Annotated in this window: 13 protein-coding genes; 7 read left to right on the forward strand and 6 right to left on the reverse strand. The window is 33.8% G+C overall.

The annotated features are described in order from the left end of the window. Positions 1-106: 106 nt before the first annotated feature. On the reverse strand, positions 107-499 hold the full coding sequence (locus IWX84_RS07320; protein ID WP_196850089.1) for a DUF2721 domain-containing protein: 393 nt from the start codon (positions 497-499) through the stop codon (positions 107-109). 153 nt (positions 500-652) lie between these two features. On the opposite strand from IWX84_RS07320, the gene IWX84_RS07325 reads away from it, so the two are divergent. From IWX84_RS07325 to IWX84_RS07335, 3 genes are all read left to right on the forward strand, one after another. Next, on the forward strand, positions 653-2,827 hold the full coding sequence (locus IWX84_RS07325; RefSeq protein ID WP_196850090.1) for a TonB-dependent receptor family protein: 2,175 nt from the start codon (positions 653-655) through the stop codon (positions 2,825-2,827). Positions 2,828-2,841: 14 nt separating this feature from the next. Next, positions 2,842-3,957 (forward strand): cytochrome-c peroxidase, encoded by a 1,116-nt coding sequence (locus tag IWX84_RS07330; protein WP_196850091.1) that lies wholly within the window; start codon positions 2,842-2,844, stop codon positions 3,955-3,957. Between the two features lie 645 nt (positions 3,958-4,602). Further along, positions 4,603-6,156, forward strand: a complete 1,554-nt coding sequence (locus IWX84_RS07335) for a DUF2254 family protein (RefSeq protein ID WP_196850092.1) — start codon at positions 4,603-4,605, stop codon at positions 6,154-6,156. Between the two features lie 285 nt (positions 6,157-6,441). Here the strand turns inward: IWX84_RS07335 and IWX84_RS07340 are convergent, their stop codons facing one another. Continuing rightward, positions 6,442-6,639 (reverse strand): hypothetical protein, encoded by a 198-nt coding sequence (locus IWX84_RS07340; protein WP_196850093.1) that lies wholly within the window; start codon positions 6,637-6,639, stop codon positions 6,442-6,444. Then, the gene (locus tag IWX84_RS07345) at positions 6,639-7,226 is read right to left on the reverse strand and encodes a ferric reductase-like transmembrane domain-containing protein (protein ID WP_196850094.1); all 588 of its coding nucleotides are present in this window, start codon (positions 7,224-7,226) and stop codon (positions 6,639-6,641) included. Before IWX84_RS07345 ends, IWX84_RS07340 begins: the two co-directional genes overlap by 1 nt. Before the next feature lie 1,162 nt (positions 7,227-8,388). Between IWX84_RS07345 and ltrA the strand changes: the two genes are divergently transcribed. After that, the gene (ltrA, locus tag IWX84_RS07350; RefSeq protein WP_196850095.1) at positions 8,389-9,684 is read left to right on the forward strand and encodes a group II intron reverse transcriptase/maturase; all 1,296 of its coding nucleotides are present in this window, start codon (positions 8,389-8,391) and stop codon (positions 9,682-9,684) included. Positions 9,685-9,874: 190 nt separating this feature from the next. Here the strand turns inward: ltrA and IWX84_RS07355 are convergent, their stop codons facing one another. The 3 genes from IWX84_RS07355 to htpG all read right to left on the reverse strand — a co-directional run bounded on the left by IWX84_RS07355 (position 9,875) and on the right by htpG (position 14,093). After that, positions 9,875-10,144, reverse strand: coding sequence for a hypothetical protein (locus IWX84_RS07355; RefSeq protein ID WP_196850096.1), 270 nt, complete (start codon positions 10,142-10,144; stop codon positions 9,875-9,877). 12 nt (positions 10,145-10,156) lie between these two features. Further along, the gene (locus IWX84_RS07360) at positions 10,157-11,758 is read right to left on the reverse strand and encodes a hypothetical protein (RefSeq protein ID WP_196850097.1); all 1,602 of its coding nucleotides are present in this window, start codon (positions 11,756-11,758) and stop codon (positions 10,157-10,159) included. 433 nt (positions 11,759-12,191) lie between these two features. Next, positions 12,192-14,093 (reverse strand): molecular chaperone HtpG, encoded by a 1,902-nt coding sequence (gene htpG / locus IWX84_RS07365; RefSeq protein WP_196850098.1) that lies wholly within the window; start codon positions 14,091-14,093, stop codon positions 12,192-12,194. A gap of 174 nt (positions 14,094-14,267) precedes the next feature. Between htpG and IWX84_RS07370 the strand changes: the two genes are divergently transcribed. The 3 genes from IWX84_RS07370 to IWX84_RS07380 all read left to right on the forward strand — a co-directional run bounded on the left by IWX84_RS07370 (position 14,268) and on the right by IWX84_RS07380 (position 16,506). Next, positions 14,268-14,747 carry a lipocalin family protein gene (locus tag IWX84_RS07370; RefSeq protein ID WP_196850099.1) on the forward strand — a complete coding sequence of 160 codons (480 nt, stop codon included), beginning with the start codon at positions 14,268-14,270 and terminating at the stop codon, positions 14,745-14,747. Positions 14,748-14,758: 11 nt separating this feature from the next. Next, entirely contained in the window at positions 14,759-15,454 is a 696-nt protein-coding gene (locus IWX84_RS07375) for an OmpA family protein (RefSeq protein ID WP_196850100.1), read from the forward strand. Positions 15,455-15,558: 104 nt separating this feature from the next. Beyond that, positions 15,559-16,506 (forward strand): ABC transporter ATP-binding protein, encoded by a 948-nt coding sequence (locus IWX84_RS07380; protein WP_196850101.1) that lies wholly within the window; start codon positions 15,559-15,561, stop codon positions 16,504-16,506. Positions 16,507-16,540 lie beyond the last annotated feature (34 nt).

Here is a 16,540-nt window from a genome sequence, read left to right on the forward strand (position 1 = left end):
TGTCATCGAGAATGGCTTTTGTTTTTTGGTCACCTCAAAGGTAAACTTTGAGTTAAAAACTAGCCATTCTTTTTTAATCGTTTAGGACGCTATTGATTTTAAAACATTATTTCTGAATCAGATCACTTAAATGCAATCGTAATGCATCGACTGAAATATTAATTTCCCAAAACGATAATCCCAACGAAATAAGTAAACAAAGCAAGCTCAATCCAAAAAGATAAATTCCACCCACTTGTTGCTCTAAAAATAATAATAACATTGTAAATACCGATAAAAATAAACTCAACACACCCGCCATTTGCATATAGCGGATAAGGGTTAATCGCAGGTTCAGATTTTTTATTTCCAACAAAATCATTTTGTTTTCTTTCTCTTTGTATGTTTTTTTCAATCCTCTAACGATAGTGGCGACAGTCAAAAACCGGTTGGTGTAGGCCAATAATATTAAAGAAGTGGCGGAGAAAAGCAGGGCAGGGGTTTCGATGTGTAAAGTCATTTGTATCTATTTTTCGGTTTTTTGATGGGATAATCTCTGTGTTTTCAAAGTTCTTATTTTTTGATAAAATTTCGTTAAAATAACTCTATTTAAAATTAGTTTAAATAAGAATAGTTTTTTATTTTTGCCACCGTTTAATCAATCTAAATAAAAATGAAGAATATTTTGCTCCTTATCATGCTTCTAGTATCGTCAATTGGAATTGCACAGATAGCGCCAAAAGACAGTATAAAAAACCTTGATGAAGTGATTATAAAAGGTTATAAAACGTTAAATGGAATTGGCCATTTTTTGGACGAGAAAGATGGAATAATATACGCTGGAAAAAAAACAGAGGTAATTGTCATTGACAGTTTGGACGCTAACAAAGCGATAAACAATACCCGTCAAATATTAGGTAGAATTCCAGGATTGAACATCGTAGAAACGGAAAGCAGCGGATTTACTGCCAATGGAATTGCAACACGCGGATTAAATCCAATACAAAGTATTGAGATGAATACACGTCAAAATGGATATAATGTAAGTGCCGATACTTACGGATATAATGAAGCGTATTATTTACCTTCAATGGAATCTGTTACAAGAATAGAAATGATTCGCGGCGCTGCATCTTTACAATTTGGCTCGCAATTTGGCGGTATGGTAAATTATGTCTTGGATGATGCACCACTTAATAAACCTTTCGAATTTAAAACTTCACAAACCATAGGTAGCTTTGGCTTGTATAATTCGTTCAACTCTGTTGGTGGAAACTATAAAAAATGGAGTTATTACAGTTATATTCAATACAGAAAATTAGATGGTTACAGACCAAACAGTGATCAATGGCAGTTCTCGGGTTTTGGTAAAATGCAATACAATGCTTCTGATAAATTGAAATTTGGAGTAGAATATTCTATACTTCGAAATAAGTTAAAAATGCCGGGCGGACTTACTGACGAACAGTTTCAAAACGATCCGCAACAATCTACGCGCACAAGAAACTGGCTAAAAACCCCTTGGAATATTGTAACGGCTTTCGCCAATTATACTCCGTCTGAAAACACTAAAATTAGTTTAAAAACATCGTACCTCTTTAGCAACCGATCTTTGGTTTGGAGAAATGAAGATGGGGGTCCAGAAGCTGATGACACTATTGATCCAGCTACTAATCAATATGTACCGCGAGAAGTTGGGATAGAAAATATGAATAACGTGACCACAGAATTGCGTGTTTCTCAAGTTTATGGGTTAGGAAATCAAATGTCAACTGTTGCCGGAGGTTTAAGACACAGTTATGCTTGGTTCAAAAGATTAGGCGGTGGTGAGGGTACTACAAATTCAGATTTCGATTTGTCAATCAATGGAGATTGGGGTTATAATTTTGATTTTACTACCACTAATATTGCTCCTTTTGTGGAGAATATCTTTAGAATTAATGACAAATTTACGATAACCCCAGGGCTGCGTTTTGAGTATTTAAATACGACGGCTTTGGGATATAAAATTGAAGAAAACGACAAGTTAAATACAGACCAAAGCAGAAATAGGTATTTCGCTTTGTTTGGTACTGGTGCCGAATATAAACCCACAAGAAACACCTCTATTTACGCTAATATCAGTCAATCTTACCGACCAATTAGTTATGCTGAATTAGAGCCTCTTGGCATTTCTTCTTTCGTGGACCCAAATTTGAAAGACGCAAAGGGATACAATTCTGATTTTGGATACAAAGGAACCATCAAAAACTATTTAAATTTTGATGTTAGCGGATTTTATATGGCTTATAACGACAGAATTGGTGTTGTTTTAAGAACTGATCCAACGACAAATGAAGATTATACGGTACGAACTAACATTGCCAACAGTGTGCACAAAGGAGTGGAAAGCTACATTGAGTTTAATGTTTTAAAATACTTGAATGAAGATTCAAAATATGGATTGAGTATTTTTAATTCGTATTCTTATATAGATGCGAAATATAAATCAGGGGAGTTTAATGGAAAACGAGTGGAGGCTGCTGCCAAAAACATTAACAGAGTTGGAATCATTTATAACAGCAAAAGATTGTCTTCTACTTTTCAAGTGAATTATGTTGGTGATGCTTTTGGTGATGCCTCAAATGCCGCAAAAAGTGACGATCCCATTGCTGGATATCTTCCTTCGTATACTGTATTGGATTTTAGCGGAAACTACAAGATCAATAATTTCCTAGTTAAGTTTGGTGTAAATAATATTGCTGATAAAGCCTATTTTACAAGAAGAACAGATGAATATCCTGGACCTGGAATTATTCCTGCAACTGGGAGAAGTTTTTATTTAGGATTTAGTGCCCATTTCAATTAATTAGATTAAAATTCATGAAAAATATAGTAATAACAAAAATAGGTTTTGTCCTAAGAATTATCGTTTTAATGGCAGTTTTAGTCTCGTGCGAAAACGAAAGGGATTATAGTTTTATTACTCCAATTGATAAAGTTGCCTTGGGAAAAAAGATGTTTTTTGACCAAAATCTTTCTAACCCAATTGGACAATCTTGCGCTACCTGCCATAATCCTCAAACCGGATTTAGCGATTTGAATCATAATATTGTTTCAGAAGGCGCAGTTAATGGTCTTTTTGGAAATAGAAATTCCTCTAGTATTGCCTATTCTATGTATTCCTCAACACTGCAATATGATGCAACGGAAGATACTTATTTTGGAGGATTCTTTCTGGATGGTCGCGTACATACTTTGCAAGAGCAGGCTAAGAAGCCGTTTATGAATCCTTTAGAGATGAATATAACTAATCCGGCGATGTTGGTTACTAAATTGCAAAATGCAGCCTATTATAATTTGTATTTATCCGTTTATGGTGCTGAAACGAATACGGATAAAATAGTTAACAATATAGCCGATGCAATTGCTGCCTTTGAAAAGTCATCGGAGTTAAACCCTTTTACATCAAAATTTGATTATTATCTAAAAGGTCAAGCAACGCTGACGATGCAAGAAGCCAGAGGAATGGAACTTTTTAAAAATGAGAAAAAAGGAAACTGTGCCGCCTGCCACATTATAGATCCCGATGAAGCCAGTGGAAAAGTATTGTTTACTGATTTTACGTATGATAATATTGGGGTTCCCAAAAACCCAAATAATCCTTTTTACAATCTGCCTGTACAATTTAATCCTGATGGGAAAAATGCCATCGATTTAGGATTAGGAAAAACCGTAAATGATGCCAGTCATAACGGAAAATTCAAAGTACCTACCTTACGGAATGTTGCTATTTCAGCGCCTTATTTTCATAATGGTTTTTATAATACGCTAGAGGAAGTTATGCATTTTTATAATAAGAGGGATGTAGAGTCTTTTCCAGCAGCTGAAATTCCGGAAACGGTCAATCACGATGAACTTGGAAATTTAGGTTTAACGGATCAAGAAGAAAAAGATATTGTCGCTTTTATGAAAACACTAACGGACGGGAATAAATAATATTGGAGTAACAGTTTTAAACCGTTTGCATATTCAATATAGTCCAATTTCATTGTACTATTTTCATATAGCAACGGCATTATACCACACTTTTTTGGACTATTTCACATTTCAAATTGGTATTATTTATTAGGCTGAATTTTGATTATTGTCTAAAGCAAAAAAAACCTGCAAGTTCCGATACTTCGGAATCACTTGCAGGTTTTTTGTTGTATAAAATAAAATAACATAATCTTCCTTCTTTTAAACGATCATTTTTTTCTCCTTTCACTGGTGTTCTTTTTCAACGAGTACCTACTTATTTTGAAGTAGTAAAGAAAGCGTTTACAACGTGACTCATTTATTTTGTTGTTTTTGTAGCGTTAAGATATTCTAGAGTAAAATATTCTAGAAAAAAAATATAACCCTTTTTATACGTTGCTTTGGTTTAATTACCTGCGTTGCAAACGAGCGCCAGAGGGTAAATAACATCTTGTGAATAGGAGAATCCTAATCCGAAAACTTTTATTAAAGGATGAAATCAATAGAATTTGTAGTCTTCTTTATCAAAATTAGCGCTGCTAGTGCAAACGAAAATATTCATTAGTAATCAATATTCAAATTATAGACAGATTTGTGGTAAATTTACTATTTGAAAATTAGACCATGACACAAAAACGCACACAACAAATTAAGGATATATTTAATTATCAAGTAAAAGATCTAGGAACGTTTATGAGTGGAATTTACGCCCTTATGATTGGTACTATTCTCTTGACAGTTGATTATAATATTAATTTTGGATTAAATTTTAGAATGAACGAAGTTCAAATTTACAGTCGGCTAATTTCTGTTTCCAATGTTTTAATTTCTATTCTTATTGGGATTTCATTAACAACTTTTTCCGTAATTTTTGTGGTTATGCAATTGGCATCTTCTCAATTCTCACCTAGAATTTTAAGACATTTTTTGTCAAATGATATTAAGATGCAAAAATTTATCGGATTGTTTATTGGTACGATTTCCTTGTGTGTTCTACCGCAATTAGCGTCTGTAATCTTTCACCAAACACCTTTTCTTTTAACACTTTCTGTGGGCTCTCTTCTCGCTTTTTATTGTTTGACATGGTCTTATCCAAATATGATTACCTATTTAAGTATAAACATGAATGTTTCCAGTATAACGAATCGAATAAAATGTGAAATGATTCAGGAAATCAATGTGTTGTATCAGGAAAATTGGATTTTCGGAAAAAATTTGCTTTACAAACGTTCGAAAATAAACCCTGATAAATTCAAAATACAAATTGTAAGTCCATTTGAAACGGGTTATCTGGATAGTGTGAATTACAAAAAACTGGAAAAAGTAACGGAATATATCATTAATTCTGATGTGGGATTATTTTTTGAAAATGCTTATCAAAAACCGATAATAGGAGAATTCATTATGAAAGATACCACTGCGCTTATGGTATTAGTTTTTAATGAGGAACTCAAACAGAATCAGATTATTAGTTTGAAGAAGGAAGTTGGAGCGATTGTCAGAAATACTTTTAAAGTTGAGCTTTTTAGGAGCCATACACAAGATGTGAATTTTGGTGTCAGAAAATTGGTAGACATTGCCATAAAAGCCATTTCTCCTGCGGTCAATGATCCCACTACCTGTTTGAATTGTATAGACCACATAGGGGAAATAGCAAAAGAATTAGCAGTAAGAGAATTTCCTTCTACGGATTCAAGGACTTTGGGATTAAAAAAAATGCAAGTAAATGAATTTAATTTTGAAGAATTTATTGACTTTTGCTATGATCAGATTTTTCAATGGGGAAAAGAAGATCCAACAGTGGTTAAAAGAATTGTTAGATCGATCAGGGTTATTTTGCCATTAGTTGAAAACCCTTTCAATTTGAAAATCTTAATACAACAAGTCGAAGAAATGGAATTGCTTGAAATTTATAACTTGTCGCATTACAAAAATGGAAGGTTGAAAATTTCCAAGGAAAAATTAGTTACTGTAGAGATGGAATTGTCGAAGTTTAGACAAAAAGCAAAATTTCATATCAAAAGGCTAGAGCAAAAAGGAGTACTCGATCATTATGAGATGAATCGCTATTCTGATAATTTAGAAATTATAAATGCTGAAATTGAGGCGATTAAATATCTTAAAACCTACAAAATTTTAGATGAATCTATTTATGAAAATGGAAATGAAATAACATAAAAAAAGCCCGCCAGTTTTCACTAGCAGGCTGTGGATTGTGTTGATTAATCCGATCGCTCTTATTTTACAGACAATCGCTAGCGCAGTTTTGCAAACTGTGCCCATTTCAATTGGCGACTAAAATAAATCTAAAAAAACCACCTCTAATTCATTTTCTAATGCAGCATAATTTCTTAAAGGACTAAAATAAGCATCTTCGGTTGTTGTGGCTTTGTACTTTGTAGACATTTTTTGTGTTATTTGTATTGTTTGCTCAACTTTGTAGGCACTGTTTGCAAAACCGCGCTAACGAATGTGGTATATCGGCGCGATCGGGGATTGATTTGGAGAAAATAATCTTTCGGCAAATGCCCACGTAGTCCATTGAAAATCATTTTTTTTATATTGAAAACCTGCATCTTGATTGTAGCTGAAATTGCTTGTACTGTCATTTTGTGCAACCGTATTGATTGCACAAAATAGAAATAGAAATAGATATTTCATTATACAATTTTTGTTTTGTTATGAAATTTATATCGAAGATAGCTTGCCACGATTAAAATAATTAGACAAAGTTCTGAAACTACTTTTTCGGCATCAAAAATATCAATTGGGCGGTTTTTTAATAACGGATCCATTACTATTCCGTGAACCACAAAAAGCATTGCTGTTGCGTAAGATATAAGATGTATGTTTTTCCAAGCTCGGAAACTCATTTTATCTCTTATTACTTTTTGTGTGGTAACAATAACTATTATCAATGCAAACATAGAAAGTGTTCCTAATGCCACAAATACTTTTTGTGTGGGTGCGTTTATTGGAAAAAAAATGTCAATTAATTTGAACTTTGCCGTTTTGTCAAACAATAAAAATAATGGATGCAATAAGACTAAAAGTAAGGCGAAATAAGCTGTCCAATTGTGTAAATTATAAACATTAATTTGTTTGATTCGTTGCGGTAATGATTTCCAATACTTATGTTTTTTGTAAGTGGTACTAATCATCATTCCTAATAGAAAATTAAAAGTTAGCACTATTGTTGCGACCAATCCTGTTGAAGCGGATAGGTCTAGAAAAGTTATATTTAGCATTTTAGTTGATTTTTAATTATATAAATAGAGCACTTTGTCGCATAAGATTATGCAATAAAAGAGTACTTAAATAATTAAATCAAATTAATAACGAAGCGTAAAGAATATAACGTCTTTGTGGAGGTTGAGAGAATTTATTTTGATAGTTTTTTGAAGTTTTTTCAGAAAAAACAACAGGATAAAAAATAATTTTAGCAAGAAAATCAGATTCAACAACAGCAACTTTTTTTTGAGTTGTAGTTTCGGATATATCTAGCTTTAAAGTATTTTGAGAAATATAAGAATGTGTTTCTTTTTCAAAATTTAGGTTTTCTTCATTGTCTGAAAATTCAAATACTGTGTTGAGATAACAGCAAGAAATTAGAGTAAAGAATAATATTTTGAAGTTAAAAACCATATCGCAAATGTATAACTTTATTCTTTATTGAATATTAACTTTTCTAATTTCTAGGTTTTTTTCAAAGTTCTGTGTAGCTCAAGGGTTTCCTATAACGTTTCGCGGCTTCAAGAAGCGGCGAACTTCGTAACCGCATATTTTCCACTAAGATAATTTTTCTTGCGAAAGAAAAACGTGAATTTACCACATTTCTCGCCATTTCTTGAAACCGCTGTGTGTGCCCTGCATGAGCAGGAAGCAGATTGTAAATCGTTTGTTCTCGATTCGAAATTACACATTTTGAATTAGAAAACAAATCCTACAGTCTGATATTTTTCCAGAGGGTGTAAGTCCCTTATGAGCGGATTGAAAACCCGAATCATTAGTACGTCGCAAGGTGGTTTATCGTGAGTTATGCACTGAAGGCAGCGAAACGGCAAAAGTCTGTACCGACGAACAGAAATTGCATAAGAGGCATTTAGTAGGGGATAAGCGTCCACAGCAACGTAAAGTCCGAAGTTTACAAAAACCTATTAGATGTAGATGCAGCGGGAATAGACGGAAGGAAGAAGCTCTTACCGGGGGAGGTCTTGACAACCACGAGTTGGTTAGGTCAAGAAGTCAGCAGACGTCATAGTACTTGTGGCAACGAGTTGCAAATAGAAACTGCATAGGTCTCACAATCAAGGAAGGACAGAACGCAAAGAGGTTCTTAATTTTCAACGGAATCCGCCGCGGCGGATAGCCCTGAGAAACAAGAACAGGTTAACAGATTAAAACAACAAAATGATTGCACGAGTAGTACATCCTTACAATCTTCAAAAAGCCTTGGAACACGTTGTTTTCAATCGAGGCAGTGCGGGAGTTGATGGCGTAAAAGTCAGCCAGCTCAAAGAGCGTTTTCCTAATCGAAAACCCCAATTGCTTGACGATATTGCAAACGGAAACTACTATTCACAACCCATTTTGGGCGTGGAGATTCCTAAGGGGAACGGCAAAGTCCGTCTTTTGGGAGTTCCTACCACCACCGACCGAGTGTTGCAGCAAGCCGTATCGCAGGTTATAGCACCATTATTCGAAACTGAGTTTAGTAGCAATAGTTTTGGATTTCGTCCCAACAAGAATGCCCGACAAGCCGTTGGACAATCACGGGACTACATCCATCAAGGGTTGAACCACATTGTGGACATCGACCTAAAGAACTTCTTTGACGAAGTAGACCATTGTTTATTGCTTAATTTGGTCTATCGAAAAGTGAAATGCAAAACCACCATGCGACTCATTCGAAAATGGTTACGTGCGCCAATACAAATCAAAGGAAAACTACAAAAGAGACGAAAGGGAGTTCCGCAAGGAAGTCCACTCAGTCCGTTATTGTCGAATATTCTGCTCCATGAATTGGACAAAGAAATTACAAGACGCAAATACAAATTTGTACGTTATGCCGATGATTTTAGTATTTATTGCACGAGCCACATTCGAGCAAAAGCGACAGCACACGCACTTGTTAAATTCTTGAAAACGAAGCTCAAACTGACCATCAACGAGGAGAAAAGCGGGATAAAACGTCCCGTTCACTTCACTATTTTGGGATTCGGATTTGTGCCAACTTACAAGAAAGGAAGCAAGAACGACTATCAGTTGGTAGTGGCAGAAAAACCGTGGAAGAAACTCAAAGAAAAGCTCAAAAGCATTAGCCGAAAAACCGCACCAGTCAAGCTAGAGGACCGTATTGCCAAGATAAACGAAATTCAACGAGGATGGTTAACCTATTTTCGAGGAACAAGTATCATGGGGAAATTACGGGATATAGATGGCTGGCTTCGCAACCGACTTCGGTACTGCATTTGGCACGACTGGAAGAAACCTGAGAGGAGAAGGAAAAACCTCATTCGATTAGGAATTGACCAAGACCACGCCTATGCATGGAGTCGAACTCGAAAAGGCGGTTGGGCGATTGCCCAGAGTCCAATCTTGGGGACTACCATAACCTTGAAACGCTTAAAACAAAAAGGATATCACTCATTGACAGATGTTTACATTCAACTTAATCCATCTCTTTGCGAACCGCCGAGTACGTGACCCGTACGCTCGGTGGTGTGAGAGGCGCACTCCGTTCCATTAGGGGCGGAGCCGTCTACTCGATTGGCGGTTCGTTGTTTTTTTTATCATTCATTTTTCGGTTTTCAGTAATTCCCGTTTAAACGAAGTCTATATTTATTTCGCCTATTTCTGCGGTATCAATAATATCATTAATTTAATTATCACTTCTTTATAATTTAGTCCAACAGACATTAGTTGAAAAATTCTTATGAATATTCAAAGACCAGCTTTGTCCAACTCTTTCAAGAATTGTATCTTCAAAATGAGCTATTTCTTTGCTGATTATACTATGGTAAAATTCAGTCGTCCAATCATTTTTATACGATAATAAATAAATATCGCTTTGATTTTGAATTAAATACTCAATAATTGTATGTGCATCAAAAATGCATCCTTTAGGAATTTGCTCTTGAATAATTGTTTGGATAGCGTTTTTCATTTTTGTATATAGTTATTGTTGTAAAATAGCTGATAATTTATTGTTTGTAAATATTAGGTTGGGAAATTTAGATTTAATATCAATCATTCCTAAATCTTCGTACATTGAAAGTAAGTTCAATGCCATTGCTCCTTCTTTTTTTGCTATTTCTTGTGCAAACTTTTTAGGGTCAAATTCCCATATTTCTAAATGTTTTCCATCACGTGTTGCTTCACTTATTTTATATGCTTGTCCATAAGTAAACTCCAAAACCATTTCTTTGGTCATTCCTAACGTGAACACTTTCTCAAAAATGAGATTTCCCCAATTGGGTCCATATTTTTTTATTAAAGAATTTTTATATTCTTGCTTCGCAATTAGATTTTCTATTTTAGCAATCTTAACATCTTCTTGTTTTCTTTTTTGTTCAGCAACAATATTTTGGTATTTTTCATTGCTTTCAAATTTATCACGTATTTCTGTTAATGTTTTACTGTTTTTAAGAACTTCATTCCAATCATCCTTTGGTAATATTTTTTCATAATTTTCAGCCCAATCACCATAAACCACATTTCCATCAACAAATATGGTTTTACTATCTTTATTTAATCCAAGATTATAGTAACCTGCTAAGTCCGCTTTATCAAAATCAAACCTTACTTGACCAAAAACCATATCACCATTTGCAAACTTATATTCTCCTTCATTCGGGTTATACATATATTCAGAATAATAAACTTTACCTGTAAATATATTTCCGTTTTTGTATGTTAATTTTCCATTTTCTGAATTTTCAATTATTTTTTCCAAATATGAAAAACTATCAAAATTAAAATCTAATAAATTATTTTTTTTAAGAGTTTCATAATTTATAATTGTTTCTAAAGTTCTATCTCTAAAATCAATTTTCAAATTGTAAATATCACCTTGTTTTTGAACATTGATAGATATGAGAGATCTATTTGTTTCTAAGTATCCCTGATAAGAGTAAACGTCTGCAATTTCAATTTCTAAATTAGTAGCAGTTAAAAAAGTAATAGGTAATTTATTTAAATTTTTTCCAACTTCTGTCCGAAATTTATCATTGGTAAGAGGACTCACAGATAAAACACTTCTTTCATCTTTAATTGAAACCCTATCGTTTAATTGGTCATAATCAGATACATTTTTAAAAATACTATTGCTTACCTTGAATAATCCTTTTGTAACTATTCTTTTTTTTGTCCTATTTACATTTCGATACTCTCTTATTTCTTCTTTTTTTCCTTCCAAATATGAAATATCATCTTTGATAAAATAAATACCACTGATTATGGTATCTGTTAAAGTGTTTGAGTTTACACCTCCTAATATAGGCACATCAATTTCTTTTTCTTCAGTTCCCATAAATGTTATTTCTTGTCCTTCAACAAAATTTTCATTTGCAACATAACCTTTAACAGCATAATTAAATTCATTAAACTTAATGGTTTTCAGCTTTGCATTTTGAGGTAATGGCAGTTTTTTTTGTGCATTTGCTTGAAAATAAAATAAAAAAAATGAAAGAGTTAAGACAAAGTTTAATATTGTCGAATAGTAATTAGATTGTGTGTTATTTGTTGTAAACATAGTTGTAAGGTTGTTTTTATTTTTCATTTGTGTCCTAAAAATCGCGTTAGATTCTCCAGTCTGCGATACAATGACCGCCAACTAGTATATAGGCGAAATAAAACTTCGTATATACACCCAATTCTGGGTAGATTGGCGAAGTTTTGTTTCGCTTTATTTGTTTTTCAAATATATTAAAAAATTCTTACAAATAGTAATGGCTGGAAATGATCTTATAAAAATAAAAACGGAATAATTAGCCCAGATTGTCCCGAAGCTTCGGGAGGCATCCTTTTATCCTGATTTTTTTCGGGATAAAAGATATAGAGGAAAGCAGGACAAAACATCTTATGAAAACCAATCATTCTGCTCCATAAAAAAAGCTGCCCAAGGTTGGACAGCTTTTAGTATATTGGATATTCCGAAGCAAGTTCGGAATAAGCGATTCACACCATTTTACTTCATAAAATTGGTTCTCTGCTTATTTAATCATTTCAAAACTTCTTTTTACGAAAGTAGTTAAAGCTTCCCCTTTTAATAGGTTTTGCGACAATTTAGCCAAGTCTAACGCCTGTTTTACCAAGTGTTCTTGATTTGACTTGTCTTCTGTATTCAGTATGGTTGCTGCCAATGGAGAATTTGTATTCACCACTAAATTGTACATTTCCGGCATATTGCCCATTCCAAACATTCCGCCACCACCAGACTGGCTCATTTCTTTCATTCTACGCATGAATTCTGGTTGCGTGATGATAAACGGCGCCGCTTGGCTATCCATAGCTTCCAGTTGTACGCTATAGGTTTGTTTTGGAACAAAGTTTTCTAAAACAGTTTTCAAACTGGTTTGTTCTTCTTCGGATAATTTAGAAATCGCAACTTCGTCTTTCTTGATTAAATTATCAATATGATCTGAATCGACACGTACAAAAGTTAAGTCTTTATTATCTGACTCTAATTTTTGAATTAGGTGCGAGATAATTGGAGAATCCAATAGTAAAACTTCATATCCTTTATCTTTTGCAATTTCGATATAAGAGTGTTGAGTTTCTTTATTTCCAGCATATAAAACAACCAGTTTTCCGTCTTTGTCCGTTTGATTTGCAGCCAGTTTTTCTTTTAGTTCTTCCAGTGTGTAATATTTATTATCTACTGTAGGATATAAAACAAAAGCACTTGATTTCTCATAGAATTTATCTTCAGAAAGCATTCCGTATTCTAAAACGATTTTGATATCGTTCCATTTTTTCTCAAAATCCTCGCGGTTTTCGTTGAATAAAGATTTTAGTTTATCGGCAACTTTACGCGTGATATAATTCGAAATTTTCTTAACCGCTGCATCCGCTTGCAATCCAGAACGAGAAACGTTCAACGGAATATCCGGTGAATCGATAACTCCTTTCAACATCGTTAAAAATTCAGGTACAATTCCTTCTACGTTATCAGTAACATAGACTTGGTTTTGGTACAATTGAATTTTATCTTTCTGAATTTGTAAATCAGAACCTAATTTTGGGAAATATAAAATACCGGTTAAGTTAAACGGATAATCTACATTTAAATGAATGTGAAATAAAGGTTCTTCAAATTGCATTGGGTACAATTCGTGGTAGAAATTTTTATAATCTTCATCCGATAATTCCGTTGGTTGTTTAGTCCAAGCTGGATTTGGATTATTGATGATATTGTCTACTTCAACTTCTGTAAACGCTTTGTCTACATCTTCTGCAGCAACTTCTTCCCCTTTCTTTTGCTCAATTTTTTCTGTTTTTGTTCCAAATTTAATTGGAATAGGCATGAACTTATTGTACTTATTTAAGAGACCGTTGATTTTAGAATCTTCTAAAAACTCTAAAGAATCTTCGGCAATATGCAAAATAATTTCTGTTCCACGAGTGGTTTTATCCGCCGGCTCAAGTGTAAACTCAGGGCTTCCATCACAGGTCCAATGTGCAGCAGGTTCGTCTTTGTAAGACTTGGTGATAATCTCCACTTTTTCGGCAACCATAAAAGCAGAATAGAAACCAAGACCAAAATGACCAATAATTCCAGAATCTTTAGCTGAGTCTTTGTATTTGTCCAAAAATTCTTCGGCACCAGAGAACGCAACTTGGTTGATGTATTTTTCCACTTCATCGGCAGTCATTCCTAAACCTTGATCGATAATATGTAATTTCTTACCTTCTTTGTCAATTTTGATTTCGATAATAGGATTACCGTATTCTACTTTGGCTTCGCCAATGCTTGTAAGATGTTTTAATTTTAATGTTGCGTCAGTTCCGTTTGAAATCAATTCACGTAAGAAAATTTCGTGATCGCTGTATAAGAATTTCTTGATTAAGGGAAAGATGTTTTCTACCGAAACATTAATTTTACCTGTTGTCATAGTTGATAAGATTTAAGTTAATGAGTACGATTCTTTCAAATAGAATACCAATTATAATGGAGGTGACAAATTGGCGTAACTGTTAATTTTGATACATAATTAAATAATTTTGAAAGTATTTTGTTTTACATGATTCGTATCTTTGTTCTAATATTAATACAAATATTTTAAAAGATGAAAAAAGTTATTTTATTATGCACATTAGCAGTTTTGATGTTTGCATGTAAGTCAACATCAGTGACAAGTACAAATACAGATACTAAAGCTCAGGTTGCAATGAAAGGAAACTGGACAATTAGTTCTGTAACGTATCCAGGTTCTGAATATATTAAAGTTAATTCATTTCAAATCGCTGATTCAGGATGTTTTGAAGGAAGTATGTGGAAGTTTGTTTCCAATAACAATAAAGGAAATGTGACATTGTCAAAAGCAGGTTGTACTTCATTTAGCTCACCAATCACTTGGTTTGTTAATAAAGATGGTCAATTTATTTTGAAAGTTCTTGATGCTGGTATAAAAGCCAAAAAAGTTAGAGAAGGTTACATCCTTAGAGTTGCAAACCAATCAGACGGTTCTTTTCAGTTGATTGATAAAATCGATGTAGGAGGAAAAATGACTGATGTAGTGTACCAATTTCAAAGAGTTAATAAATAAAAAATATAGATATGAAAAAGATTTCAATAGTTGCAATGGCAACAATAATGATTATGGGTTCAATGTTCACTAGTTGTGAATCATTAAAAAACACGAATAAAGCACAAAGAGGTGCAGGAATAGGAGCAGTAGGTGGAGCAGTACTTGGTGGTATTCTTGGGAATAACATTGGAAAAGGTGGTAATGGTGCCCTTGGAGCTGTTTTAGGTGGTGTTGTTGGTGGAGTTGCCGGTGGAGTTATTGGTAACAAAATGGACAAGCAAGCAAGAGAAATTGATGCAGCACTTCCAGGAGCTGAGGTAGTTCGTGTAGGAGAAGGAATTAAATTAGTTTTGAATGAAAATGCAGTGCGTTTCAATACTAACAAATCGTCTTTAACTGCAGCGGCTCAAGCTAATTTAGATAAATTGGTTCCTGTTTTTAAAGAATATCCTGATACAAATATTACTATTTACGGATATACTGATAATACTGGTACAGCTAGTTATAATTTAAAACTTTCTGGACAAAGAGCAGCATCAGTTAAAAGTTATTTAGCAGGTAAAGGTTTGTCAACAAGTAGATTTGCTGTTACTGGTTTAGGAATCGCTGATCCAATTGCATCAAATGATAATGAAGCAGGAAGAAGTCAAAACCGTCGTGTTGAATTTGCAATTACTGCAAACGAAAAAATGATTAAAGACGCCAATGCTGAAGTGAAAAACTAAGGTAAAATATACATTAAAAAAAAGCTGTTTCGTCAAGAAACGGCTTTTTTTTTGCCTTATTTTTTAATTTTTACGTTGTAAATTTGCACTCTTAAATAAAGAAAATGCTTGAAATAAAAGATATTTCCTTCACCTATATTGATAAACCAGTTATCGAGAATGTTAGTTTTACGATTACCAAAGGTCAAAATATTGCGGTTATTGGCGAAAGCGGTTGCGGTAAAAGTACCTTGCTAAAACTCCTATATGGTTTGTATGATTTAGACAAAGGGGAAATTCTATATAATAAAAAACCAATTCTCGGTCCCAAACGCAATTTGATTCCGGGAGAAGATTATATCAAATATTTGGCTCAGGATTTTGACTTGATGCCGTATATAACCGTTGAAGAAAATGTAGGTAAGTTTTTGTCGAATGTTGATAGGGATAAAAAACAGGCGCGTGTTCAAGAACTTTTGGAAATGGTCGAAATGACCGAATTTGCAAAAGTAAAAGCCAAATACCTTAGTGGCGGACAACAACAAAGAGTAGCCTTGGCCAGAGTATTGGCAGTAGAACCAGAAATAATTTTGCTGGATGAACCGTTTAGTCAAATTGATACTTTTAGGAAAAATTCCTTGCGTCGGAATTTATTTCGTTATTTAAAAGATAAGGGAGTCACTTGTATCATAGCCACGCATGACAGCACCGATGCCTTGTCTTTCTCCGATGAAACCATTGTGATGAAAAATGGAAATGTGATTGCAAAAGATTCATCGAAAGGTTTATATGAAAATCCTCCCAACAAGTATGCAGCCTCCCTTTTTGGGGAAGTAAATGAGTTGAAATTATCACAATTGATCGTACTTGAAACCGAAGAAGATGCGGCGCTTTTGTTATATCCACATCAATTGAAAGTGGTCGATAACGGAATCATGAAAGCAATTGTTAAACAGTCTTATTTTAAAGGAAGCCATTATTTGATTAAAGCTGCTTTTGAACGACGAGCCATTTTCTTCGAACATGATTCGGAATTAGAACTAAATCAGGAAGTCACATTGATGCTCGCATAAAAAAGGAAACCCCAAAACTGATAAAGTTTTGGGG

Source organism: Flavobacterium sp. CG_9.10, assembly GCF_015752245.1.
Taxonomy (GTDB): domain Bacteria; phylum Bacteroidota; class Bacteroidia; order Flavobacteriales; family Flavobacteriaceae; genus Flavobacterium.

Excerpts from the sequence above, each read along its gene's own strand:
- IWX84_RS07360 (WP_196850097.1), bottom strand. The coding sequence starts at position 11,758 with ATGAAAAATAAAAACAACCTTACAACTATGTTTACAACAAATAACACA.
- IWX84_RS07370 (WP_196850099.1), top strand. The coding sequence starts at position 14,268 with ATGAAAAAAGTTATTTTATTATGCACATTAGCAGTTTTGATGTTTGCA.
- IWX84_RS07340 (WP_196850093.1), bottom strand. The coding sequence starts at position 6,639 with ATGAAATATCTATTTCTATTTCTATTTTGTGCAATCAATACGGTTGCA.
- htpG (WP_196850098.1), bottom strand. The coding sequence starts at position 14,093 with ATGACAACAGGTAAAATTAATGTTTCGGTAGAAAACATCTTTCCCTTA.
- IWX84_RS07325 (WP_196850090.1), top strand. The coding sequence starts at position 653 with ATGAAGAATATTTTGCTCCTTATCATGCTTCTAGTATCGTCAATTGGA.
- IWX84_RS07320 (WP_196850089.1), bottom strand. The coding sequence starts at position 499 with ATGACTTTACACATCGAAACCCCTGCCCTGCTTTTCTCCGCCACTTCT.
- IWX84_RS07345 (WP_196850094.1), bottom strand. The coding sequence starts at position 7,226 with ATGCTAAATATAACTTTTCTAGACCTATCCGCTTCAACAGGATTGGTC.
- IWX84_RS07375 (WP_196850100.1), top strand. The coding sequence starts at position 14,759 with ATGAAAAAGATTTCAATAGTTGCAATGGCAACAATAATGATTATGGGT.
- IWX84_RS07355 (WP_196850096.1), bottom strand. The coding sequence starts at position 10,144 with ATGAAAAACGCTATCCAAACAATTATTCAAGAGCAAATTCCTAAAGGA.
- IWX84_RS07330 (WP_196850091.1), top strand. The coding sequence starts at position 2,842 with ATGAAAAATATAGTAATAACAAAAATAGGTTTTGTCCTAAGAATTATC.
- ltrA (WP_196850095.1), top strand. The coding sequence starts at position 8,389 with ATGATTGCACGAGTAGTACATCCTTACAATCTTCAAAAAGCCTTGGAA.
- IWX84_RS07380 (WP_196850101.1), top strand. The coding sequence starts at position 15,559 with ATGCTTGAAATAAAAGATATTTCCTTCACCTATATTGATAAACCAGTT.
- IWX84_RS07335 (WP_196850092.1), top strand. The coding sequence starts at position 4,603 with ATGACACAAAAACGCACACAACAAATTAAGGATATATTTAATTATCAA.